The sequence below is a fragment of the Pseudomonas nitroreducens genome, assembly GCF_024170165.1.
GTDB classification, from domain to species: Bacteria; Pseudomonadota; Gammaproteobacteria; order Pseudomonadales; family Pseudomonadaceae; genus Pseudomonas; species Pseudomonas nitroreducens_C.
Window position 1 is genome coordinate 203,428 of sequence record NZ_JALJXP010000001.1, and the last position, 23,944, is coordinate 227,371.

Below are 23,944 nucleotides of genomic sequence, written 5' to 3' on the forward strand. Positions count from 1 at the left end.
TCACAGACAGGATTGCCGGCAAATCAGCGATTTGGCGAACCCTCAGGGAAGAACGAGGGTCTACCATGACAGTCTTGTGACAATCGCCTGAGCGTTGCCGTGTCCTTCTCGGCCCTCCGCGCTGTCTGTACGGAGCCGCGGGCGAGGTCGTTACAGGGTCCGTAGACGGACGCACCGCCCACGGGCCCGCTTGAGTGCGAGGGGGCCCGACATGCTCAAACTGCTCGATCTGCTCTCTGCCGTCGCCCTGTTGGTGTGGGGCACACATATCGTCCGCACCGGCATCCTCAGGGTCTACGGCAGTAACCTGCGAAAAATCCTCAGCCGCAGCGTGGAGAAGCGCCCGCTGGCCTTCGCCGCCGGCATCGGCGTCACCGCGCTGGTACAGAGCAGCAACGCCACGGCGCTGCTCGCCACCTCCTTCGTCGCCACCGGGTTGATGGCTCTGGCGCCGGCGCTGGCAATCATGCTCGGCGCCGACGTCGGCACGGCGCTGATGGCGCGGGTGCTGACCCTTGACCTGTCCTGGCTGTCGCCCTTGCTGATCTTCTTCGGGGTGATCTTCTTCCTCGGCCGCAAGCAGACGCGCCTCGGCCAGTTGGGCCGGGTGTTCATCGGCCTGGGGCTGATCATCCTCGCGCTGCAGCTGATCGTCGCCGCCGCCGAGCCGATGACCCAGGCCAAGGGCGTGAAGGTGCTGTTCTCCAGCCTCACCGGCGACGTGATGCTGGATGCCCTCACCGGCGCGCTGTTCGCCATGATTTCCTACTCCAGCCTGGCCGCCGTGCTGCTCACCGCAACCTTGGCGGCGTCCAAGGTGATCTCGCTGAAGGTGGCGCTGTGCCTGGTGGTCGGCGCCAACCTGGGCAGCGGCATCCTGGCGATGATCAGCGCCTCCTCGCAGAACGCCGCCGGACGCCGCGTGGCGCTGGGCAGCCTGCTGTTCAAGGTCGCCGGCTGCGCCCTGGTGCTGCCGCTGGTGGGGCCGCTGGCCGAGTGGATCGACCACTGGCAGTTCAGCACCGCCGAACTGGTGATCGCCTTCCACGTGCTCTACAACGCCACCCGCTGCCTCGCCTGCCTGCCGCTGACCGGGCACATGGCGGCCTTCTGCACGCGGATCATGCCCGACCGCCATTCCCCGGAAGACACCGTGCGCCCGCGCCACCTCGACCCGGCGGCGCTGGATACGCCAAGCCTGGCGCTGGTCAACGCGGTGCGCGAAACCCTGCGCATGGGCGATATCGTCGAGCAGATGCTGAACAACCTGATGCAGGTTATCCACAGCGGTGACCCACTGCTGGGCAAGGAAATCCGCAAGCAGGACGATGATGTCGACGCGCTCTACACCGCGATCAAGCTGTACCTGGCGCGCATGCCCCGCGAGGACCTGAGCGAGGCCGACAGCCGCCGCTGGGCGGAAATCATCGAGCTGGCGATCAACCTGGAACAGGCCGGCGACATCATCGAGCACATGCTCGGCGCCGTGCAGGACAAGAAGACTTCGCGCAGCCGCTCCTTCTCCGACAACGGCCTGGAGGAGATCACCGTGCTGCACGGCCAGTTAGTGGCCAACCTGCGCCTGTCGCTCTCGGTGTTCCTCAATGGCGACCAGGAAGGCGCCAAGCGCCTGCGCCGCGCCAAGCAGCGCTTCCGCCTGCAGGAACGGCGCTTCGCCCACTCCCACGTCGACCGCCTGCGCCAGCAGGTGGTGCAGAGCATCGAGACCAGCTCGCTGCACCTGGACCTGATCAGCGACATGAAGCGCTTGAACTCGCTGTTCTGCGCTATCGCCTATGCTGTTCTGGACAACCCCGATGCCAGCAGTTCGGCAATCGGCGAACCTGTGGAAGACGATGACTTCGTCGAACGCGAAGTCGAGGCAGTACAGGATCACCAGCGGCCGGCCTCCCCCGGCTCCAGCGCGACGGGTTGATGGCCAGGGGGCCTGTGCGAACGTTCCGTCGGAACCTTCGCCAGCCCCTACAAAGTCCTGATATCACGACGCCCAGGGTTCGGGCAGAATCCGCCGCCATGGAAGCATGCACTCAATCCCAACGCCCCCCCTCGGTCAGCGCCAGCCTGACCCAGGCCATCCTGCTGGCGGCTGTGCGTCTCGGTCTGAACCGCGACGCCCTGCTCGCTGCCAGCGGCATTCACGAATCCCAGCTCAGCGACCCGGACGCGCGCATCGACTTCGCGCTGCAGGAGCGCATGTGGCAGGTGATCCAGACCGACCTGAAGCATGACGAGCCCGGCCTGGCCATGGGCCGTGCGCTGTCGCCGGCATCCTTCAGCGCACTGGGCTACCTGCTGCAGTCGAGCACCACGATGGGTGACGCCCTCGAGTCGGCCATGCGCTACCAGCGCCTGGTGGGCGAGGGCGGCCAGGTCACCATCGAGGCCCAGGCCGAGATCATCTGGGTGAGCTACCGCCCGCTGGACCCCGAACCGCCCTCCACCCGCGCCCGCGCGCTGGCACTGCTGGGGTTCTGGTCGCGGCAGCTGCGCGCCCTGCTCAGCGGCCTGCAACTGGCCGGTTGCCGTTTCATGCACAGCCAGCCGCAAAGCCTGGCGGACTACGAAAAGGCCTTCGACTGCCCTCTGCAATTCGACGCGCCGGATTACGCCCTGGGCCTACCCCGGGCGCTCATCGACGCTCCACTGCCGCAGGCCAACCCGCCGCTGCGCGACCTGCTGCGCCAGCACGCCGAAGGCCTGCTCGCCCGCCTGCCCAGCGCCAGCGTCAGTGGCCGGGTAGTCGCCCTGCTCGGCGAGCAACTGACCCGCGGCGAACCTGGCCGTGCCGCCGTCGCCGGCGAGCTGGGCCTGAGCGAACGCACGCTGCAGCGCCGGCTGGCAGAGGAAGGCAGCAGTTATCAACAGCTGCTGGCGGATACCCGGCGGCAGCTGGCGGAGCGCTACCTGGGGGAAGGCAACCTGCCGGCCACGGATATCGCCGCCCTGCTCGGTTATTCGGAGCCCAGCGTGTTCTTCCGTGCCTTCCGCCACTGGACGGGGCTGACGCCGGGCGAGTACCGCCAGCGGCGGCGCCAGTCGGAGAACTAGCGGGCCATACCGGGCACCGATCACAGCGGGCAGCGCACAGGCTTTTCAACAGAGTTGTCTACAGGTTGCGCACAGCCTGGGAGTCAGCCGTTCGGGCCGCGTGCAGCGAGATAGGCCAGGAACGCCTCGCGGCTGGAGTAACGCGGTTCGTAACCGAACTCTTCCTTCAGCCGGCGGTTGTCCAGCACCGGCCGGTAGCGCAGGTAGTCCACCTGTTCGGGCCCGAAGCGCGACAGCCCCAGCGGCTTGAGCAGCCCCAAGCCCACGCGCATCAGGCTTGCCGGCATGGGCCGGTAGGGTTTGTTGAGCAGGCCGGCGATCTCGCGCATGGACAATGCGCCGTCGCCGGCGAGGTTGTAGATGCCCTCGCTGCCGCGTTCCAGCCCCTGCCGAATGACGTTCACCACATCCTGGTCCCAGATGAACACGAAGCGGCTGCGGTGCCCCAGCACCCCCACCAGAGTGGGGCGGGCAAACAGCTCGGCCAGCGGGTTATGCACACGCCGGCCGAGGATGGTGCCGGGGCGCAGGATCAGCTGCTTGAGCTGTGGATAACGCTCCCGTGCACTGGCCAGCAGTTGCTCGATCTCCTGCTTGCAGCGGGCATGGAGCAGTTGGGGGTGGCCGCGCAGCGGATGCGATTCATCGATCCATTCGGCGTTGTCGCGATGGAAGCCATAGGCCGCGCCGGAACTGGTGACTATCAGCTGCTGGACGCCGGTTTCCCGTGCCGCTTCGATCAGCGCACGGGTGCCGCCGACTTCGATGGCGTGGCGCTTCTGCGGCGTCATCTCCCGCGGCGGGTTCACCACCGCGGCCAGGTGCACGATCGCATCGGGCTTCCAGTGCTCGACGCAGGCCCGCGTATTGGCGGCCACGCTCAGGTCCAGCGATACCGGCTCGATGTTCGGCCGCAGGCCCTGGGACTTGATCCGCTGCATGTCAGCGGCAATGAGCGTCCAGTCCAGATGCTGGACGGCAAGCTCATTGAGCAGGCTCTGCCCGAGAATTCCCGCGGCGCCGGTAACCAGGACACGCATGTAGCCTCCAGATCGCTCCGCGCGAAGTGAACGACAGGACCGTTTTACAAAGGTAGATGATCTCAGCGTAGTGGCACGGCCCGACTGCGGCAGTGACCTCGCAAGCCAGAGCCCATGACCTGAGATGCCACCCGACAAAGGTTGAACGCGGTGGGTTCGCGCCGGTCAATCCGCTATCCTCACGGCTTTGCGTTCAGGCACACCGCTCATGCGTTGGTTGTTCGTCCCCCTGTTGTCCCTGCTGCTCAGCGCCTGGTCCCATGCCGACCAGCGACAGACGGTCGAGGCCTACCAGTTGGCGAACGGCATGGGCGTGCTGTTCAAGCCCACCCGCGAGAAAGGCCACGTGTCGATCCGCCTGATCGTCGGCGTCGGCTTCAGCGATTTCAGTTGCCGCGACCGGCAGCTTCCGCACCTGATGGAGCACCTGTTCTTCAGTGGCCTGGACGGCGGCGACGAGGCCGACCTGGAAGCGCGCATGCAGGCCCTGGGCGGGCAGTGGAACGCCTACACCAGCGAGGGCGACACCGCCTTCGTCGTCGAATCCCCCGCTGCCACCCAGCGCCAGGTGCTGGATCTGCTGCTGGAAATCATCACCCGCACCCAGCTCGACCAGCGCAAGATCGACTCCGCCAAGCAGGTGCTGGTGCGCGAGGACGGCGGCCACTATTCCCACCTGCAGCGCTGGCTGGATCACCAGAACGTCAGCCGTGCCGGGCAGGAACAACTGGCCGTCGAGCTGGGGCTGTCCTGCGATGAGCGCGCGCCTGTGGATAACCTCACCCAAGCCCAGCTGGAGCAACTGCGCAAGGACTGGTACGTCCCCAGCAACATGACCCTGATCATCGTCGGCGACCTCGACCCGCGCCTGCCGGTCTACCTGGGCCGCACCTACGGCGCGCTCGTCGATCACGATACGCCGGAGCGCCGCGACCTGCCGCAGATGAAGAGCGGCGCCGAGCGCCAGCGCAACCTGACCACCGGGCTATTCGGCGAGAGCGCCGTGCTGCACTGGATCTTCCCGGAGCCCGAAGACGCCGACGGCGCCACACTGGATCTGCTGCAGGCTTATCTGAACGACGCGCTCTACACCGAACTGCGCGTGCGCCGCGAACTTTCCTACGGTCCCTGGAGCGAACGCACCGCCTGGGCCAACCAGGGCTTCATGAGCCTCAATGCGAATGTCGAGCGGGATGAGCAGAAGGCGGCGCAGAAGGCCCTGACGGAGCTGGTGGAGAAGATCCGCCACGACGGCCTCGACCCGCAGCGCTTTGCCCGCATCCAGCGCGTGGCGCGCGCGCAACTGGCCTGGAGCACACCGGGCAATTCGACCCTGGCGGATTACTACTGGGGCGCACTGGCAGACTTCGACGACGGCAAGTTCCCTGATGAGGACAAGCGTCTGGCGAAAGTCAGCCTGGCCCACGCCAACGAGGTGGCGAAGCAGCTGTTCAAGGACGAGGGTTATCTGCGCATCGAGAAGCCGCTGCTGGACGACGACATGGTCTATCCGCTGGCGGCGCTGGGTACGCTGCTGCTGGCGTTGCTGGTCGGGCTGGCATTGTGGCGTCGGCGGGGCTGAAGCACCCCGCCGCGCCGTAGGAGCCTCAGAGAGCGAGGCGGCGGATGACCTGGCAGGAATCGTCCGGGTCGATCTGGGCGCGGAAGCCCAGCTCGCGGGCCATGTCGCGCATGTCGCGGTCCATGGACGAATCGATCGAATACATCTGGTTGAAACCATTGCGCTTGGCGACGTCGATCAGGTGGCGCATCAGCGCGATATCCAGGCCCAGCTGCTTGAACTCGTCGGCGATGGTCACCGCGCATTCGCACTGCTGGTTATCCACAGCCGCGTAGCGACTGATGCCGACTTCCCGCAGTTCGCCGTCCACGTGGGTCAGGGCGATGAAGGCCATGGTGGTCTGGTAGTCGACGTCCATGAGGCGATCGAGCAGCCTGTCGTCGATCTTCACCTCGCCATGGAAGCGGAACTTGCGGGTCATGGGCGACAGGCGCTCGAGGAACAGGCGTTCGCGCTCGCGGTCTTCCGCGCGCAACGGGCGGATCAGCACATGGCTGCCGTCATCGAGGGTTTCTATCCAGTGATCGGCGCCAACAGCCCCGAGGGCTGCAAGCTCGGCGGTGGTGTGGGTCATCATGACGCGTTCTCCGCTGGCGAAGAGGGATTGGGATGACCCTATCCTTCTCCCGCAGGCGCCGGGCAAGCCTGACCTGGGTCAATGCCGCCCGGAACCGTCATGGGGCAGAACGTCGCAGCTGGCCTCAGGCGCTGGCGGCCAGGGCTCCGGGGCGTATGCGAGCGCCCTTGCGGAACAGCACCAGGGTGGCGAGCAGGCCGAGGGCCGCCGCACCGCTGAGCCAGATTCCCGGTGCGGCCTTGTTTTCCAGGGTGTGGATAAGCCAGGTGCAGACCGCCGGGGTGAAGCCGCCGAAGGTTGCGGTCGCCAGGCTGTAGGCCAGGGAGAAACCGGTGGTGCGTACGTCCGCCGGCATGATCTCGGTGAGCGCAACGACCATGGCGCCGTTGTAGCTGCCATAGAGGAAGGACAGCCACAGCTCCACTTCCAGCAGGCGGGCGAAGCTCGGCTCGGCCACCAGCCAGGAGAGCATCGGGTAGGCAGTGACCAGTGCCAGCACGGTGGCGGCCAGCAACAGCGGTTTGCGCCCGATGCGGTCGGACACCGCGCTCATCAGCGGCAGCCAGATGAAGTTGGACAGGCCCACGCACATGGTCACCAGCAGGCTGTCGAAGTCCGACAGGTGCAGCTCGTTCTTGCCGAAGGTCGGGGTGTAGGCGGTGATCAGGTAGAAGGACACGGTGGTCATCACCACCATGGCGGTACCGGCCAGCACCAGGCCGAAATTCTGGCCAATGGAGCGCAGCACCTCACCCAGGCTGGGACGATGCTTGCGCTGCTGGAACTCGGGGGTTTCCTCCAGCGAACGGCGGATGATGAACAGCGCCGGGACGATCAGGCAGCCGACGAAGAACGGCACGCGCCAGCCCCACTCGCCCATGTCCTGCGGGCTCAGCCAGTGGTTGAGGATCACGCCCAGGAGGCCGGCGAAGACCACCGCGACCTGTTGGCTCGCCGACTGCCAGCTGACGAAGAAGCCGCGCTTGCCGGGGGTGGCGATTTCCGCCAGGTACACCGACACGCCGCCCAGTTCCACGCCAGCGGAGAAGCCCTGCAGCAGCCGACCGAACAGCACCAGCAGCGGCGCCGCCACTCCGAGCGTGGCGTAGCCCGGAACGAAGGCAATCAGCAGGGTACCCATGGCCATCAGGCCGAGGGTGATGATCAGGCCCTGGCGACGGCCGTGGCGATCGATATAGGCCCCGAGGAAGATGGCGCCGAGGGGGCGCATCAGGAAGCCGGCGCCGAAGGTCGCCAGCGACAGCATCAGGGAGGCGAAGGGGTCATCGCCGGGGAAGAAGGTCTTGGCAATGGCTGTGGCGTAGAAGCCATAGACCATGAAGTCATACATCTCGAGGAAGTTGCCACTTACCACACGGAAGACGGCTTTGGCTTTGGAGTTGTTCGAGGCCATAAGAACATCACTCAGGGCTGTTACACGGGGGACTTCCCCGAAGGGAAATCGATGATCCCCATCCACGGCAGGCAGGCCCTGGATGGGCGATTGATTTGTAACCCTATGTGTAAAAGCCTCGACTAGACAATCGAAAAATGGCTGAAAGGCCCATATTTACTGGAATTGAAAGCTTGGTGAAAGCTTCGAAACCGTTCGTCGGGTTACTCTATCTCGCGATCAACTTCTCACTCATCTAAATATATTTAAATTGATAGTTTCCTTCAGAAACTTCTGTAGGAAACTTTCTTCATTCAAGATAAATAATCATTAAATATCGCAAGTAAGAATCTTATTTTTATATAAGAAATTTCTCTTATTAGCGGTTAGCTTTTCCCACAAAAGGAAGAGCTTTCGTATGAAAAATCTGTGGGGAATGTTCTTGCTGTTTTCCCTGGCCGGCTGCAACGGCTGGGTCTCGCCGGAAACCGATGGCCGCCTGACGGATCGCTATTTCACCGTTCTCTCCGGGCCGCCGATTCCCGGCTTCATCGTCGCCTCGGCGGTGCAATGGAATGCCGACTACGCCGTGACCGCGGCCCATACCCCCTTCCTGCACCACCAGGCTTATCGCTGCAGTACCGGCTGCGACCTGCTGTTCATCGCGCACAAGGCCGACGGTGCGCTGCCGCAATGGCGCCAGTTCCGTGCAGGCGAGGCGGTCACGGCACTGGGCAGCAGCTCGTTGCTGATTCCGATGAGCAGCACGGGCAAGGTCTGGCCGGTGCCCTTCGTCGATGACGGCTCGGCCAGTGGAGAACGCTACGGTGTGCACGACGCGGCCATCGCCAAGGGGATGTCCGGCGGGCCGCTGATCGGCAGTGACGGCAGCGTGCTGGGAATCAACATCGGCTTCCAGGCGGGCTTCCGGCCCCCGGCGAACCGCCCGGAGCTGGCCGGTATGTCACGCCTGAGCGTGTTCGTGCCCTACAGCGTGATCCAGCGTGAGTGGCTGCTGTTCCAGGCCCGCTCGGCGCGCAAGGTCACTCACGCGCTTCAGGCGAAGAACCAGTAGCAGACGCCGATGGACGCCAGCACGCCGGCCAGGTCCGCCAGCAGCGCGCAGCCCACGGCGTGACGGGCGCGCTGGATGCCGACGGCGCCGAAGTACACGGCGAGCACGTAGAAGGTGGTCTCGGTGCTGCCCTGCACGGTGGCCGCCACCAGCGCCGGGAAGCTATCCACGCCGTGGGACTGCATGGTCTCCAGCAGCATCGCCCGCGCGGCGCTGCCGGAGAACGGCTTGACCAGCGCGGTAGGCAGCGCATCGACAAAGCGGGTATCCCAGCCTACGCCTTCGACCACCCAGCGGATGCCATCCAGCGCCATCTCCAGCGCCCCGGAGGCGCGCAGCACGCCGACGGCACAGAGCATCGCCACCAGATACGGCAACAGGCTCCTGGCGACGTCGAAGCCTTCCTTCGCGCCTTCGACGAAGGTTTCGTAGACCGGCACCTTCCTCAGCCAGCCGACCACGAGGAACAGCATGATGATGCCGAACAGCGTCAGGTTGCCCAGCAACGAGGACAGCTGCGCCAGCGCGGTGGCGGACAGCCCCGCCAACAGTGCCATAAAGGCGCCCAGCGCCAGTGCGCCGGGAATCAGGTAGGCCAGCACCACCGGGTCCCACAGTCGCAGGCGCTGCATCACGGCGACACTGAGCAGGCCGACCAGGCTGGAGGCGCTGGTGGCCAGCAGGATCGGCAGGAACACCAGGGTCGGGTCCACCGCGCCCTGCTGGGCGCGGTACATGAAGATGGTCACCGGCAGCAGGGTCAGCGACGAGGCGTTCATCACCAGGAAGAGGATCTGCGCGTTGCTCGCGGTGGTGCTGCTGGGGTTGAGCTCCTGCAGCGCCTTCATGGCCTTGAGGCCGATGGGCGTGGCGGCGTTGTCCAGGCCCAGGCCATTGGCGGCGAAGTTCAGGGTGATCAGGCCGATGGCCGGGTGGCCGGCGGGAACTTCCGGCATCAGGCGGCGGAACAGCGGGCCGAGCAGCACCGCAAGCTTTTCTACCAGGCCGGCCTTCTCGGCGATGCGCAGGAAGCCCAGCCACAGGGTCAGGGTGCCGAACAGCAGCACCATGACCTCCACCGACAGCTTGGCCATGGCAAACAGGCTTTCCACCATGGCGGCAAACACGGTGGCCTCGCCACCCAGCAGCCAGCGGGAAAGCGCGGTGACCGCCGCGACGATGAAAAAGCCCAGCCACAGGCCGTTGAGCATGCGATGTCCCCCTTGGAATGGCCGCGATGATAGCGGCACGGGCGCCTCTGACGCCAGAAACGACAAGGCCCCGGACTCTGCCGGGGCCTTGTGGATAACCCTTGCGGGTCAGTGAGCGGCGGGGCTCTGCTTGCCGTCCGGGCTTTCCCCTTCGAGGAAAGCCTCGACGCGGCCGTTGCGCATGGCTTCCCAGTAGCGGGCGCCTTTCTGCGCGTCGTACACGCCTTCCCACTTGGAGATCACCAGGACCGCGAGGGCATTGCCGATCACGTTCAGCGCCGTGCGGGCCATGTCCATGATGCGGTCGACACCGGCGATGAAGGCCAGGCCTTCCAGCGGGATGCCCACGCTGCCCAGGGTCGCCAGCAAGACCACGAAGGAAACGCCCGGCACGCCGGCGATGCCCTTGGAGGTAACCATCAGGGTCAGCACCAGCATCAGCTGCTGGCCGATGGACAGGTCGATGCCGTAGAGCTGGGCGATGAAGATCGCTGCGATGCTCTGGTACAGGGTCGAGCCATCGAGGTTGAACGAGTAGCCGGTGGGCACCACGAAGCTGCTCACCGCCTTGGGCGCGCCGTAGGCTTCCATCTTCTCGATGATGCGCGGCAGCACGGTCTCGGAACTGGCGGTGGAGTACGCCAGGACCAGTTCGTCCTTGAAGATGCGCATCAGCTTGATGATCGAGAAGCCGAACAGGCGTGCGGCCAGGCCCAGCACCATGAAGGCGAAGAAGGCGATGGCGAAGTACACCAGGACCACCAGCTTGGCCAGCGGCAGCAGCGAGGCGAAGCCGAAGTTGGCGACCGTCACCGCGATCAGCGCGAACACGCCGATGGGGGCGTAGCGCATGATCATGTGGGTAACGCGGAACATCGCCTCAGCCACGCCCTGGAACATCTTCACCAGCGGCTCGCGGGTCGGCGCCGGCAGCGAGGACAGGCCCAGGCCGAACATCACCGAGAAGAAGATGATCGGCAGCATCTCGCCACGGGCCATGGCCGCGAAGATGTTCGACGGGATCAGGTTGAGGATGGTCTCGATGAACGCGTGGTGGTGTTCGACTTCCTTGGCGGTCTGCGCGTACTGGGAGATATCCACAGTGCCCAGGGTGCTCATGTCGATGCCGGCGCCGGGCTGGAAGATGTTCGCCAGCAGCAGGCCGACCACGATGGCGACGGTGGTGATGATTTCGAAGTAGATGATGGTCTTCAGGCCGATGCGTCCGAGCTTCTTCGCATCACCCATGCCGGCGATGCCGACGATGAGCGAGGAAATCACGATCGGTACGACGATCATCTTGATCAGGCGGATGAAGATGTCGCCCGCCGGCTGGAGAATATTGCTGATCCACCAGGCCTTTTCCGCGCTGAAGTGGTTGAGCGCGGCGCCCAGTGCGATTCCGAGTACCAGGCCGATGAGGATCTGCCAGGCGAGGCTGAGCTTGGCTTTGCCCATAGTGAGTCACCCTTGATTCTTGTGGAAGTCGGGGTCGCCGAACCATCGGGATGCCGACGGCCAGCGAAAAAAGGGGCGCATGATTCCGATCCACCCTTTCCCCGTCTAATGCCGGAAACGCCTACCCCATGCACAATCGGCATAGGAAAAGGCATCTGAAACCTTGGTTCCAGGTCATGAGACCCTTGATTTTCTGCATGACACAGGTACCTCGACGCCTGTCACGCAGCGCTCTTCAAAGCCGTCTAGGCTTGGTGCAAATCGGCCATCAATGGCCGGATTGATCGGTCAGGAAGGTCGTGACGCTCAGGTCGCGGCTTCTTGTTACCGGATGTACGGTCGCCATCCGGGGACCGTCGGGGGATGGCCGAGGGCGGAGAAAGGGCCCTTCGACTGCAAGGCTGGCGGGAATGCGGGCGCTCCTGTGGATAAGTCGCCGGATTCCGCTCTTCATTGTTGCGGTGGCTGGCTCCCGGGAGGTCGGGTAATTCGACCGACGGGAACCGGCGAGTGATTGTAAGGCGTTTCCACAGCACTCCGAATTGACTGACATCAGTGAAGTTCGACCGGCTTCGAGCGTGCGTGCGGATACCCTGCGGCCGCCGCGACAGCCGGGAAAGCAACGGGTTGTTCAATGTGGTGAAAGCACAACGCGGTGACACTCTGGATAAGGACGCTCTATGACGCGACGCTACGTAGTACCCACCCTGCTTTTCGCTGGCGCCCTGGCGCTGGCCGGCTGCTCCAGCCAGAAACCGGACGCCTCGCAATACTCGGGCTTCCTCGGCGACTACTCGCAACTCAAGCCCGCCACCTCCCCCAGTGGCCAGCCGGTGCTGCGCTGGGTCGACCCGGACCTGAAACTGCAGAACTACAGCTCGGTACTGGTCGAGCGGCCGGTCTACTACCCGCCGCCCAAGCCGAACGAGAACATCGACCAGAAGACCCTCAACGAGATTCCCGATTACCTGAAGAAGCAGGTCGAACTGCAACTGGGCAGCCGTTACCGCATCGTCCAGCAGGCTGATCGCGACACCCTGGTGCTGCGCACCGCGATCACCGGGGTGAACATCTCCACCGAAGGGCTGAAAGCCTATGAAGTGATTCCGATCGCCCTGGTGGTGGCGGCGACGACCACGGCCATCGGTACCCGCGACCAGGACACCGAGGTCTATGTGGAATTCGAGGCGCTGGATGGCGCGACCAGCAAACCGGTCGCCAAGGTCGTGCGCAAGGGCGCCGGCAAGACGCTGGAGAACACCAGCACTCACCTGAATCTGACGGACCTGAAACCGGTGCTCGATGGCTGGGCGCGCGACGCGGCCAACTTCAAGCCGTGATCCGCTGCCGCATGAAATGAAGCGCTCCGGAGCCGGCGCGAGAATCCCGCGCCGGTTCCGGAGGCTTTGCCTGGCCCGGCCCGCTGATGCGGAGGTACCCCCTGTACCCCTGGGTCATTCAGGACCTGGCGCATCCCGAACATCCCGGCCCCCTGGCCGTGCGTACGCCTTCTGGGTACGCGTATCTCAGAAACTGCCTGCTGGTACGCTCAGTACCAGTTCGGATCACTCTTGAGCTGGTCGTCGAGAATCCGCTTCACCGAATCGTCCGGCTCACCCAGCCAGCGGAAACTGGCGTGCTTGCTTGGCGATTTGTCCGCCGGAAGATTCTCGGGAACCTTCACGTAAAGCGCGTAGGCCTTGTCCTTGTCCCAGGTAAAGGCCACATACAGTCGGTGAGCTGCGCAGTTGTGCGCTTCGCACAACTCGCCGACCAGGTACTTGTCGCCCTGTTCGTCCACCGCCTGCATCGGTGTTGCGGTGCCACTCAGGTTCATCACCCAGTCCGGCAGGCGACTCTCGTCCTTGACCACCGATTGCCAGGTATCGCGGTACTGCGGATCACTGGCTACCAGTTCGTTCAGGCGGTACTGCGCGTCCTTGTCGGCCTCGGCGGCCAGGGCCTGGGCCCCGGCGCCGAGCAGGAGTGCCGACAGCAGCAGATTGCGGGTAAAACTCATCCCTACGCTCCTTGTTCGACTTCCACCGGTCCGCGGCATCAGCCGCGGCGACGGCCCATGACGAAGGACACGATGAACAGCACCAGGAAGATCACGAACAGGATCTTGGCGATGCTGGTCGCGGCGCCGGCGATACCACCGAAGCCCAGAACCGCGGCGATGATGGCGATGATCAGGAATGTCAGTGCCCAGCTAAGCATGGGGTCTCTCCTCTTCTCGTTGTCGGTATGGCACCGCTTCGGGTACCTGCTCCGGAGTGATCGCAAGGCAGTCTCCGGAAGGGGTGTCCGCCCGGGCGCTTCCGGGCACTGCGGACCTGTCGGCAAGCCAGCGACCTGCCGGCAATTCAGAAAACCGTCGATTCATGACCAGGGGTCAGAACACCCAGCCACCCTGCGGCCGAGCCATCGGCTGGACCTGAGCCTGGGTCTGCGCCTGCGGGGCTTGCAGCACCTGGGCCTGGTCGCGCGCGGGAGCGGCCTGTGGATAACGCGAAGCTTCGCGATACAGGTCGGGCGTACTGGAAGTGCTCGGGACATAGGCGACCGGCGCGCTGGCGACCTGGGCGTGGGAAACCTGCATCTGCAGCTGCACCTGGTTGATCAGCAGCAGCAGCAGGGCACCAGCGAAGAAGATCCGGCTCCACACATCGATACGCGCGACTTGCACTTGGCTGTTGGTTCCGCTGTTCATCCCGTTTCTCCTGCCCGTCGCCGATCTGTCTGTGGAACCTTGAGGCTGTTTCCCAGAGCCTTCGGGTTCTTGTCGTCGCGGGTGGTGGTGTTGACTGTCTTGCAGTAGGAATTGCACGCCGCATGCCAGTCTTAAAAATCTAATTTTTCCCTTATAAATCAATTAGTTGAATATTGTACGAAAGTACCTTTCTGCCGCATCCTGCACGATAGGCCGGGATAGGTCGTGCGATTTGCAATCCCGACGCCGGAGCGCTTCCCTGCGCTCGAGTGAACTGCATCACTTCAGCGAGTGCTTCAACTCGCTCATCTGGTCGTGGCAGGCCCGTACCTTGGGCAGTTCGGCACGCAGCAGCGCCTGGGTTTCCGGCGTGCCTTTCTCCAGGGCGTCTTCGAAGGCATGGAGGATGCGGTCCTCGGTTTCCTCCAGCTGGGCGACATAGGTAGCGCCCTCGTCACTGGCCAGGGTGGCGCGGGTGTCGGCGTAGACCTGGCGCAGCTTGCCCAGCAGCGTGCCGCCGGTGGCGGGGTCCTCGTGGTTGGCGGCCACCTGGCCGGCCAGGGCGTTGATCACGTCGGTCTTGGCTTGCGCCATGGACTGGAACAGCCTCTGCAACCGGGCATCCTTCACTTCCTGGATGGCATGCTGGTAGAAGCGCTGGCCGTCACGGGTGATCTCGATGAGTTCATTGAGCTGACTGGTCGTGCGAGTCATGACAGGTACTCCTGCAAAGGAAGGGTGGAAGGGTCAGGCGGCCTGGCCGGCCACCTTCAGCGCAGTGGCGTCCACCTCACGCACACCACGGGTCTTGCGGGCGGAATCGATGAGTTGCTGGCGCTCGTCGGCGCTGGGTACCTGGCCACTGAGCGTGACCACCCCGTCGCGGGTGGAAACGCCAATGGACAGCCCCTGCAGCGCATGCGCCGAGAGGATGCCGGCCTTGATCTGGCTGGTGATCCAGGCATCGCTGACAGCGGCCTGGGCATCGCCGACGGACTTCTCCAAAGACTGTGTGGAGGCGGCGTCCGGGTCGACTTTCAGGCGGTTATCCACAGCGCTGACGCCTTCGGTCTGCGCCGCCAGGTGGGCAGCCTGCTGGCTCGCCTCCTCGCTGACCACCGTGCCGTCAAGGGTGACCGCACCGGACTTGCTGGTGACCTTGATATCCAGGCCTTCACCGTGCTTCTCCAGCAGCAGCTTGGATTTCACCTTCGCCGCCAGCGTGGCGTCGTCCCATTTCTGCACCACACCTTCGTCCTTGGCGGTGCCGGGTTTCTGCGCGTCAGCCAGGGAGGCATCCACACCCAGCTGGTTATCCACAGCGGTGATGCCTTCGACACTGCCGGCAATCTGCCCGGCCAGCGCCTTCTGTTCTTCACTGGCCACGGCACCGGTCAGCTGCGCGCGGCCATTCTCCACATCCACCTTGATCGCGTAGGGCTTGAGTTCGCGGTTGAGGTTGATGGCTGTCCAGATCGAACCTTCCTGGCGCGCTTCGGCCAGCTGCCCGCTCAGCCCGGTCTCGGCGGCATGGCTGGCCAGAGGCTGCAGGGCGAGCAGAGCGGAACCCAGGACGAGGGCAAGGATCTTCGGGTTAGGCATGGCGGTCTCCGTCAAACGATGGTGCAGCATTGGATTCGCAAGCGCCGTGCCAGTGCGATTTGTGGATAAAATTCTTGTAATTCAATGTGTTGAATGGCATGCGCAGAACCCTGACTGTGCACCCTGCCCGAAGGACCAGAAAGATTCTTGCAACTTGCACGAAAAACCCTGGACTAAGAAAAATCACACCCCTTACAACAACGCATCACCTAACGAGGAAATCGCTGAATGGACGCAACGCCAGAACAGCAAGGCCGGATCCTGCTGGTCGATGACGAGTCCGCCATCCTGCGCTCGTTCCGCTACTGCCTGGAGGACGAGGGCTACAGCGTGGCCACCGCCAACAGTGCGCAGCAGGCCGAGAACCTGTTGCAGCGCCAGGTGTTCGACCTGTGCTTCCTCGACCTGCGCCTGGGCGATGACAACGGCCTGGATGTGCTGGCGCAGATGCGTATGCAGGCGCCCTGGATGCGCGTGGTGATAGTCACCGCGCATTCGGCCGTGGACACCGCCGTGGATGCCATGCAGGCCGGCGCCGCCGACTACCTGGTGAAGCCCTGCAGCCCCGATCAGCTGCGCCTGGCCGCCGCCAAGCAACTGGAAGTGCGCCAGCTCACCGCGCGCATCGAGGCGCTGGAAGGCGAGATGCGCAAGCAGGGCGATGTCCTCGAATCCCACAGTCCGGCCATGGCCGCCGTGCTGGAGACGGCCCGTCAGGTCGCCGCGACCGACGCCAACATCCTCATTCTCGGCGAATCCGGCTCCGGCAAGGGCGAGCTGGCGCGAGCCATCCACGGCTGGAGCAAACGGGCGAAGAAATCCTGCGTCACCATCAACTGCCCTTCACTCTCCGCCGAACTGATGGAGAGTGAACTGTTCGGCCACAGCCGTGGCGCCTTCACCGGCGCTACCGAAAATACCCTCGGACGCATCAGTCAGGCGGATGGCGGCACGCTGTTCCTCGACGAGATCGGCGATTTTCCCCTCATCCTGCAGCCGAAACTGCTGCGCTTCATCCAGGACAAGGAGTACGAGCGAATCGGTGATCCGGTAACCCGCAACGCCGATGTACGCATCCTCGCCGCCACCAACCGTGATCTTGCCGGCATGGTCGCCCAAGGCACGTTCCGCGAAGACCTGCTCTACCGTCTGAACGTCATCGTGCTGAATCTGCCGCCACTGCGCGAACGCGCCGAGGACATCATCGGCCTGGCCGAGCGCTTCCTTGCCCGCTTCGTGAAGGACTACGGCCGCCCTGCTCGCGGCTTCACCGACGAGGCCCGCGCGCTGCTGCGCCGCTACACCTGGCCGGGGAACGTGCGCGAGCTGCGCAACGTGATCGAACGCGCAAGCATCATCTGCAATCTTGAGCTTATTGGTGTCGAACAGCTTGCCATCGGCGAACAAACCATCAACTCCGCGCCGCGCATTGGCGAGGCCATGAGTCTGGAAGAACTGGAGAAGGCCCACATCGCTGCCGTCATGGCCTCCAGCGCAACCCTCGACCAGGCCGCCAAGACCCTGGGGATAGACGCTTCCACGCTCTATCGCAAACGCAAGCAGTACAGCCTGTGAACCTGCCGATCCCGATGACGCTGCGCACGAGACTCTTCCTGAGTATCTCGGCGCTGATCACGGTAGCGCTGCTGGGGTTGCTGCTCGGACTGTTCAGCGTGGTGCTGACCGGCCGCGAGCAGGCCCAACTGATCCAGCGCAACTTCGACGTCATCGAGGTCAGTCAGCGCCTGCGCCAATCACTGGGCGACGAACTGGTGCAGGTACTCAGCGCACGGCCCAGTCCGGCAAACCTCGAGCGTGCCCGCGCCCACTTCGCCCAGGCGCTCGAGCAAGGGCGCGCGCTGGCGCGTACCAGTAATGAGCGTCAGGCCATGACGGAAATCGCCGACGCTCACCGCCTGTTCGTCGAAGCTACCGACACCCCCGGCCCGGGACGCCCGGAGTTGCTGGAGGACAGCGACCTCAGCCGCACCCTTGATGGCCTGCGCAACCGCCTGCTGGCGCTGCACCAGGAGGCGATGCAGAACATCAGCGCCGACGAGCGTTCGGCCCGAGACCGAACCCTGCTGATCAGCGGCCTGCTCGGACTCATCGGCATCGCCATCCTGGTGGTCGGCTTCATCACCGCCCACAGCATCGCCCGCCGCTTCGGCGCTCCCATCGAAACGCTGTCCAAGGCAGCGGACAAGATCGGCCAGGGCGACTTCGACGTCACCCTGCCGGTCTCCGGGGTCGCCGAAATGTCATCCCTCAGCCGGCGCTTCGGCCTGATGGCCGAAGCCCTTCGGCTCTACCGGGCGAGCAACACCGAAGCGCTGGGTTCGGGCCGCAAGCGCCTGCTGGCGGTGCTCGACAGCATCGACGATGGTCTGGTGATCCTCGACCGCCATGGCCGTATCGAACACGCCAACCCGGTTGCCACGCGCCAGTTGTTCTCCCACAGCGATCCCCAGGGCCAGGAACTGGGCACGATGCTGAACAATCCGGCGCTGACCCAGGCAGTCCAACAGGTCCTGAGCGGCAACCTGCTGGAGGAGACCCCGCAGGACCTGGTGGTGGAAGTGAGCGGCGAAAGCCGGCTGCTGACCTGGGGCATGTCGCCGGTCAGCCACGACGACGGGCGCAACATCGGCGCGGTGATGGTGGTGCGCGACGTCACCGAGCAGCGAGCCTTCGAGCGCGTGCGCAACGACTTCGTACTGCGTGCATCCCACGAACTGCGCACCCCGATGACCGGCATGCACATGGCCTTCGGCCTGCTCGCCGAGCGCCTGAAGTTTCCCGAGGAGTCCCGCGAGCGCGATCTGGTACGCACGGTGGACGAGGAGATGCACCGACTGGTCCGCCTGATCAACGACCTGCTGAACTTCTCCCGCTACCAGAGCGGCACCCAGAAGCTCGACCTGCAGTTGTGCGATGTGGGCGACCTGATTCGCCAGGCGCATCAGCGCTTTGCCGGCCCTTCGGCGGACAAGCGCATCGAACTGGATCTGGAGCTCGCCGAGGGTCTGCCGCCAATCAATATCGACCGCACACAGATCGAGCGAGTGCTGGACAACCTGATCGGCAACGCCCTGCGCCACACCCCCGCCGGCGGCACCATCCGCCTGCAGGCGCGCTGCCAGGAAGAGCGCGTGGCGATTGCCGTCGAAGACAGCGGCGACGGCATCCCGCTCAGCCAGCAGGGACGCATCTTCGAACCCTTCGTGCAGGTAGGCCGCAAGAAAGGCGGCGTAGGACTCGGCCTGGCGCTATGCCGGGAAATCGTGCAACTGCACGGTGGACGCATCGCCCTGCGTTCGCAACAGGGCAAGGGCTCGCGCTTCTACCTGCTACTGCCGGTTTAAGAGGTCGGTACCGCCAGCAACAGCGCGGCGGTTTCCAGGTCCGGCTCGCCGTCAAAGCGCGCCGGGCGGAAACGCATCTGGAACGCCGCGATCACGTTGCGGGTTTCCTCGTCCATCACCCCATTGAGCGGCACCGCGTAGCCGTGGCGCGCCAGCTGTTGCTGGAACCAGCCCGGAGCCGGCAGCTGGCCGTTCAGCTCATCAAGGCGGCGCGCCAGTTCGCCCGGCTGCGGCCAGGGAATCAGGCCGGCATCGGCGAGCTTCTTCCAGGGAAACAGCGGGCCCGGATCGACCTTGCGCTGCGGGGCGATGTCGCTGTGGCCGAGGATATGTTCCGGGGTGATGCCCTGGCGCTTGGTGATGTCCTTGAGCAGGGCGATCAGCGCATCGATCTGCGCGTCCGGATAGGGGTACCAGATCTTCCCGCTCGGCGTATCGCGATACCCGGGGTTCACCAGTTCGATGCCGATGGAGGTGGAGTTCAGCCAGGTACGCCCCTGCCATTCGCTGGCGCCGGCGTGCCAGGCGCGGCGGTTCTCGTCCACCAGCTGGTAGATGGTCGCCGGGTTGTCGCCGATCAGGTAGTGCGCGCTCACCTCGCCGTGGGTCAGCAGCGCCAGCGAGCGCTGCAGGTTGGCGGAGGTGTAGTGGACGATGACGTACTGGATGCGGCTGTCCTGGTTCTTCGACACGTGCTCGCGGTCGATCTGCAGGCCCTTGTCGGCGCAGCCAGCGAGCAGTGTGGTGAGGAGCGCGAAGGTCAGGACACGCAGAGTCATGGCGATTCTCAAGAGAGCATCAGGCAGCGATGTGCAGGAAGCTGCGCACGTTCTGCAGGAGCATGTTCACGCTGAGCATGATCAGCAGCATGCCGGCCAGGCGCTCCACCGCCATCAGCCCGCGCGGACCGAGGAAGCGCTGGAGGAAAGCCGCCTGCATCAGGATGAAAGCGGTCGCCGCCCACGCCATGATCACCGCCAGGTACAGCTCCCACAAGGGACCAGTGTAGGTGCTGCGCAGGGTGATCAGCATCGCCAGGGCGGAAGGCCCCGCCACGGCGGGCGTTGCCAACGGCACGAACAGCGGCTCATTGTCCGGCATGTCGCCCAGCACGCCCTGCGGCGTGGGGAAGATAAGGCGCATGGCGACCACGAAGAGGATGATCCCGCCGGCGATGCCGGTGGCCTCCTTGGAAAGCCCCAACCCCGTGAGGATGTGCTCGCCCAGGGTGAGGAACAGCAGTAGCAGGCCCAGGGCGAACAGCAGTTCGCGCAGCGCCACTTTCAGACGGCGCTCGGCGGGGACGGACTTGAGGGCGGCGAGGAACACCGCGATGTTGCCGAACGGATCGGTGATCAGAAAGATCAGGATGGCGACGCCAAGCATGACCGTGAAACTCCAGCGGTGGCCCGCCGCTGCGCCGCGCGCAACGACCTGTGTACATGGCCGGTGAATAAGCAGAAAGCAGATCGCCCTGTGGATAAACACTTACCCACAGGGCGATCCGTTACCTGTCAGGATTTCTTGATCTTTTCCGGGCGTTTCCAGCCTTCGATCACCCGCTGCTTGGCGCGACCGACGCCAAGAGTGCCCGCGGGAACCTCTGCGGTGATGGTGGAACCCGCGCCAGTCGTGGCACCGGAACCGATATCCACAGGCGCGACCAGAGAGTTGTTGGAGCCGATGAAGACGTCCTCGCCGATACTGGTGCGCCACTTGTTGGCGCCATCGTAGTTGCAGGTGATGGTGCCGGCGCCGATGTTGCTGCGCGCACCGACTTCGCTGTCGCCCAGGTAGGTCAGGTGGCCGACCTTCACGCCGTCCTGCAGGTGAGCATTTTTCAGCTCGACGAAGTTACCCACATGCACCTTGCGCTCCAGCACGCTGCCCGGACGCAGGCGGGCGAACGGCCCGACGTCGCTGTCCGGGCCTACGTGGGCGCCTTCCAGGTGCGAGTTGGCCTTGATGATGGCACCGCGGCGCAGGGTGCTGTCCTTGATGTAGCAGTTCGGGCCGATCTGCACGTCGTCCTCGATCTCCACCTGGCCTTCGAGGATCACGTTGATGTCGATGGTCACGTCGCGACCGACGCTGACTTCACCGCGCACATCGAAGCGCGCCGGGTCGATCAGGGTTACACCCTGGGCCATCAGACGACGGGCCACGCGCTGCTGGAAGAAGCGCTCCAGTTCGGAAAGCTGCTGGCGGTCGTTGGCGCCCTGGGTTTCCATCGCCACCTGGGGTTGCGCGGTGGCGACGCGCAGGCCGTCGCTGACCGCCATGGCGATGACATCGGTGAGGTAGTACTCGCCCTGGGCGTTGGAATTCGACAGGCGCGCCAGCCAGCCCAGCAGGCGCTCGCGCGGTGCGGCAAGGATGCCGGTGTTGCCTTCGCGAATGGCGCGCTGCTCGGCAGAAGCATCCTTCTGCTCGACGATGGCCTGCACCTCACCGGCGGCGTCACGGATGATGCGACCATAGCCGGTCGGGTCGTCCAGCTCGACGGTGAGCAGCGCCAGCTGCTGCGGCGTGGCCTGGGCCATCAGGCGCTCCAGGGTCGGCTGCTCGATCAGCGGCACGTCGCCGTAGAGGATCAGCACGTTCTCGGCGCTGAGGAACGGAGCAGCCTGCGCCACCGCATGGCCGGTGCCCAGTTGCTGTTCCTGGATCACGAAATTCAGGTCATCCGCCTGCAGGCGCTCACGCACCAGGTCGGCACCGTGGCCGATCACCACGTGGATGCGCGATGGGCCGAGACCGCGGGCGGTGTCGATCACATGGGCGAGCATCGGTTTGCCGGCAACCGGATGCAGGACTTTCGGCAGGGCCGAGCGCATGCGGGTGCCCTGGCCAGCGGCGAGGATGACGATTTCGAGAGACATGGGTGAGGGACCGTCCTGGTGAGCGGGGAAACCCCGGGTGTAGAAAAAGAAAAAGGGTAGCCAAGGCTACCCTTTTCCTATTTGACGCTGAAGTCCCTGGGGACTTCGCGGCTTAGCCGCCGTACTTCTTGCGAACCTGCTGGACCGTGCGCAGTTGCGCTGCGGCTTCGGCCAGGCGGGCTGCGGCGGAGCTGTAGTCGAACTCTGCACCTTTACCTTGCAGAGCCTTCTCAGCTTCCTTCAGTGCGGTCTGGGCAGCCGCTTCGTCGAGGTCACCTGCGCGAATCACGGTGTCGGCGAGAACCTTGACCATGCTCGGCTGTACTTCGAGGAAGCCACCGGAGATGTAGTACACCTCCTGCTCGCCACCCTGCTTCACCAGGCGGATCGGACCCGGCTTGAGCTCGGTGATCAGCGGCGCGTGGCCCGGAGCGATACCCAGATCGCCCAGGGAGCCGTGCGCTACGACCAGCTCGACCAGACCGGAGAAGATCTCCGCTTCGGCGCTGACGATGTCGCAGTGGACAGTAATAGCCATACCCTTGCCTCACGTAAGCGCCCGTTGCCGGGCGCACGGATTACAGCTTCTTCGCTTTCTCGATGGCTTCTTCGATGCCGCCGACCATGTAGAACGCCTGCTCGGGCAGGTGGTCGTAGTCGCCGTTGAGGATGCCTTTGAAGCCAGCGATGGTGTCCTTCAGGGAGACGTATTTGCCCGGCGAGCCGGTGAATACTTCAGCCACGAAGAACGGCTGGGACAGGAAGCGCTGGATCTTACGAGCACGGGCCACCAGCAGCTTGTCGGACTCGGACAGTTCGTCCATGCCGAGAATCGCGATGATGTCCTTCAGCTCCTTGTAGCGCTGCAGAACGTACTGCACGCCACGAGCGGTGTCGTAGTGATCCTGGCCGATGACCAGCGGGTCCAGCTGACGGGAAGTCGAGTCCAGCGGATCGACGGCCGGGTAGATACCCAGCGAGGCGATGTCACGGGACAGTACGACGGTGGCGTCCAGGTGGGCGAAGGTGGTCGCCGGGCTCGGGTCGGTCAGGTCGTCCGCGGGAACGTAGACGGCCTGGATCGAGGTGATCGAGCCTTTCTTGGTGGAGGTGATGCGCTCTTGCAGAACGCCCATCTCTTCGGCCAGGGTCGGCTGGTAACCTACTGCGGAAGGCATACGGCCCAGCAGTGCGGATACTTCGGTACCGGCGAGGGTGTAACGGTAGATGTTGTCGATGAACAGCAGTACGTCACGGCCTTCGTCACGGAACTTCTCGGCCATGGTCAGGCCGGTCAGTGCAACGCGCAGACGGTTGCCCGGCGGCTCGTTCATCTGGCCGTAAACCAGGGCTACCTTGTCCAGTACGCCGGAATCCTTCATCTCGTGGTAGAAGTCGTTACCCTCACGAGTACGCTCACCCACACCCGCGAACACAGAGTAACCGCTGTGCTCCATGGCGATGTTACGGATCAGTTCCATCATGTTTACGGTCTTGCCGACACCGGCACCACCGAACAGACCGACTTTACCGCCCTTGGCGAACGGGCAGACCAGGTCGATAACCTTGATGCCGGTTTCGAGCAGGTCGTTGCCGCCAGCCTGGTCAGCGTAGGACGGAGCGTCGCGGTGAATACCCCAGCGCTCTTCTTCGCCAATCGGACCGGCTTCGTCGATCGGGTTGCCCAGCACGTCCATGATACGGCCCAGGGTCTTGGTACCGACCGGGACGGAGATGGCTGCGCCGGTGCTTTCCACGTTCAGGCCACGCTTGAGGCCTTCGGTGGAACCCATCGCAATGGAACGAACCACGCCGTCGCCCAGCTGCTGCTGGACTTCCAGAGTGGTTTCGACGCCCTGAACTTTCAGGGCCTCGTAGATGCTCGGCACGGCATCGCGCGGGAATTCCACGTCGATCACGGCGCCGATGATTTGAACGATACGTCCGCTACTCATGTCTGGTTCCTCTGAATTTTGA

22 protein-coding genes are annotated in these 23,944 nt (G+C 64.4%); 7 read left to right on the plus strand and 15 right to left on the minus strand.

Going from position 1 to position 23,944, the window contains the following annotated elements; translation table 11 throughout:
* Positions 1-211 precede the first annotated feature (211 nt).
* The gene (locus J2T47_RS00855; RefSeq protein WP_253441598.1) at positions 212-1,936 is read left to right on the plus strand and encodes a Na/Pi cotransporter family protein; all 1,725 of its coding nucleotides are present in this window, start codon (positions 212-214) and stop codon (positions 1,934-1,936) included.
* Between the two features lie 98 nt (positions 1,937-2,034).
* Complete coding sequence (locus J2T47_RS00860) at positions 2,035-3,069, plus strand: AraC family transcriptional regulator (RefSeq protein WP_253441600.1); 1,035 nt, start codon at positions 2,035-2,037, stop codon at positions 3,067-3,069.
* A gap of 83 nt (positions 3,070-3,152) precedes the next feature.
* Here J2T47_RS00860 and J2T47_RS00865 read toward each other — a convergent pair whose 3' ends face one another.
* Positions 3,153-4,109 (minus strand): NAD-dependent epimerase/dehydratase family protein, encoded by a 957-nt coding sequence (locus tag J2T47_RS00865; protein ID WP_253441602.1) that lies wholly within the window; start codon positions 4,107-4,109, stop codon positions 3,153-3,155.
* Between the two features lie 208 nt (positions 4,110-4,317).
* On the opposite strand from J2T47_RS00865, the gene J2T47_RS00870 reads away from it, so the two are divergent.
* The gene (locus J2T47_RS00870; RefSeq protein ID WP_253441604.1) at positions 4,318-5,691 is read left to right on the plus strand and encodes a M16 family metallopeptidase; all 1,374 of its coding nucleotides are present in this window, start codon (positions 4,318-4,320) and stop codon (positions 5,689-5,691) included.
* A 25-nt stretch (positions 5,692-5,716) separates the two neighbouring features.
* Here J2T47_RS00870 and J2T47_RS00875 read toward each other — a convergent pair whose 3' ends face one another.
* Together J2T47_RS00875 and J2T47_RS00880 are read right to left on the minus strand one after the other, a co-directional pair.
* Positions 5,717-6,268 carry a GNAT family N-acetyltransferase gene (locus J2T47_RS00875; RefSeq protein WP_253441606.1) on the minus strand — a complete coding sequence of 184 codons (552 nt, stop codon included), beginning with the start codon at positions 6,266-6,268 and terminating at the stop codon, positions 5,717-5,719.
* Between the two features lie 124 nt (positions 6,269-6,392).
* Positions 6,393-7,682: an MFS transporter gene (locus J2T47_RS00880; protein ID WP_253441608.1), complete on the minus strand. Its 1,290-nt coding sequence runs from the start codon at positions 7,680-7,682 to the stop codon at positions 6,393-6,395.
* Positions 7,683-8,079: 397 nt separating this feature from the next.
* On the opposite strand from J2T47_RS00880, the gene J2T47_RS00885 reads away from it, so the two are divergent.
* Positions 8,080-8,736 carry a S1C family serine protease gene (locus J2T47_RS00885; RefSeq protein ID WP_253441610.1) on the plus strand — a complete coding sequence of 219 codons (657 nt, stop codon included), beginning with the start codon at positions 8,080-8,082 and terminating at the stop codon, positions 8,734-8,736.
* Here the strand turns inward: J2T47_RS00885 and J2T47_RS00890 are convergent.
* Both J2T47_RS00890 and gltP read right to left on the minus strand, forming a co-directional pair.
* Positions 8,718-9,947, minus strand: coding sequence for a nucleoside recognition domain-containing protein (locus J2T47_RS00890; protein ID WP_253441612.1), 1,230 nt, complete (start codon positions 9,945-9,947; stop codon positions 8,718-8,720). The two genes, J2T47_RS00885 and J2T47_RS00890, sit on opposite strands and share 19 nt — an antisense overlap.
* A 108-nt stretch (positions 9,948-10,055) precedes the next feature.
* Positions 10,056-11,405 carry a glutamate/aspartate:proton symporter GltP gene (gltP, locus tag J2T47_RS00895; protein ID WP_253441614.1) on the minus strand — a complete coding sequence of 450 codons (1,350 nt, stop codon included), beginning with the start codon at positions 11,403-11,405 and terminating at the stop codon, positions 10,056-10,058.
* 680 nt (positions 11,406-12,085) lie between these two features.
* On the opposite strand from gltP, the gene J2T47_RS00900 reads away from it, so the two are divergent.
* Complete coding sequence (locus tag J2T47_RS00900) at positions 12,086-12,745, plus strand: DUF3313 domain-containing protein (RefSeq protein WP_253441616.1); 660 nt, start codon at positions 12,086-12,088, stop codon at positions 12,743-12,745.
* A 209-nt stretch (positions 12,746-12,954) separates the two neighbouring features.
* Here the strand turns inward: J2T47_RS00900 and J2T47_RS00905 are convergent, their stop codons facing one another.
* The 5 genes from J2T47_RS00905 to J2T47_RS00925 all read right to left on the minus strand — a co-directional run bounded on the left by J2T47_RS00905 (position 12,955) and on the right by J2T47_RS00925 (position 15,720).
* Positions 12,955-13,425 carry an inhibitor of vertebrate lysozyme family protein gene (locus tag J2T47_RS00905; RefSeq protein WP_253441618.1) on the minus strand — a complete coding sequence of 157 codons (471 nt, stop codon included), beginning with the start codon at positions 13,423-13,425 and terminating at the stop codon, positions 12,955-12,957.
* 38 nt (positions 13,426-13,463) lie between these two features.
* A complete protein-coding gene (locus tag J2T47_RS00910) occupies positions 13,464-13,625 on the minus strand; it encodes a DUF1328 domain-containing protein (RefSeq protein ID WP_081519001.1) in 162 nt (53 codons plus the stop codon).
* Between the two features lie 175 nt (positions 13,626-13,800).
* A complete protein-coding gene (locus J2T47_RS00915; protein ID WP_253441620.1) occupies positions 13,801-14,118 on the minus strand; it encodes a hypothetical protein in 318 nt (105 codons plus the stop codon).
* A 279-nt stretch (positions 14,119-14,397) separates the two neighbouring features.
* Complete coding sequence (locus tag J2T47_RS00920) at positions 14,398-14,832, minus strand: PA2169 family four-helix-bundle protein (protein WP_253441622.1); 435 nt, start codon at positions 14,830-14,832, stop codon at positions 14,398-14,400.
* Positions 14,833-14,865: 33 nt separating this feature from the next.
* Positions 14,866-15,720 (minus strand): BON domain-containing protein, encoded by an 855-nt coding sequence (locus J2T47_RS00925; RefSeq protein WP_253441624.1) that lies wholly within the window; start codon positions 15,718-15,720, stop codon positions 14,866-14,868.
* Between the two features lie 228 nt (positions 15,721-15,948).
* Between J2T47_RS00925 and algB the strand changes: the two genes are divergently transcribed.
* A complete protein-coding gene (algB, locus tag J2T47_RS00930; protein WP_253441626.1) occupies positions 15,949-17,295 on the plus strand; it encodes a sigma-54-dependent response regulator transcription factor AlgB in 1,347 nt (448 codons plus the stop codon).
* Positions 17,292-19,085: a KinB sensor domain-containing domain gene (locus J2T47_RS00935; RefSeq protein ID WP_253441628.1), complete on the plus strand. Its 1,794-nt coding sequence runs from the start codon at positions 17,292-17,294 to the stop codon at positions 19,083-19,085. The genes algB and J2T47_RS00935 overlap by 4 nt, the downstream gene beginning before the upstream one ends.
* On the opposite strand, the gene J2T47_RS00940 is transcribed toward J2T47_RS00935, so the two are convergent.
* The 5 genes from J2T47_RS00940 to atpD all read right to left on the minus strand — a co-directional run bounded on the left by J2T47_RS00940 (position 19,082) and on the right by atpD (position 23,922).
* The gene (locus tag J2T47_RS00940) at positions 19,082-19,864 is read right to left on the minus strand and encodes an N-acetylmuramoyl-L-alanine amidase (RefSeq protein WP_253441630.1); all 783 of its coding nucleotides are present in this window, start codon (positions 19,862-19,864) and stop codon (positions 19,082-19,084) included. The genes J2T47_RS00935 and J2T47_RS00940 overlap by 4 nt on opposite strands.
* 19 nt (positions 19,865-19,883) lie before the next feature.
* Entirely contained in the window at positions 19,884-20,471 is a 588-nt protein-coding gene (locus J2T47_RS00945; protein WP_253441632.1) for a MarC family protein, read from the minus strand.
* A 128-nt stretch (positions 20,472-20,599) separates the two neighbouring features.
* Entirely contained in the window at positions 20,600-21,967 is a 1,368-nt protein-coding gene (glmU, locus tag J2T47_RS00950) for a bifunctional UDP-N-acetylglucosamine diphosphorylase/glucosamine-1-phosphate N-acetyltransferase GlmU (RefSeq protein ID WP_253441634.1), read from the minus strand.
* A gap of 112 nt (positions 21,968-22,079) precedes the next feature.
* Positions 22,080-22,505, minus strand: coding sequence for a F0F1 ATP synthase subunit epsilon (locus tag J2T47_RS00955; protein ID WP_045213789.1), 426 nt, complete (start codon positions 22,503-22,505; stop codon positions 22,080-22,082).
* Positions 22,506-22,545: 40 nt separating this feature from the next.
* The gene (gene atpD / locus J2T47_RS00960) at positions 22,546-23,922 is read right to left on the minus strand and encodes a F0F1 ATP synthase subunit beta (protein ID WP_045213787.1); all 1,377 of its coding nucleotides are present in this window, start codon (positions 23,920-23,922) and stop codon (positions 22,546-22,548) included.
* Positions 23,923-23,944 lie beyond the last annotated feature (22 nt).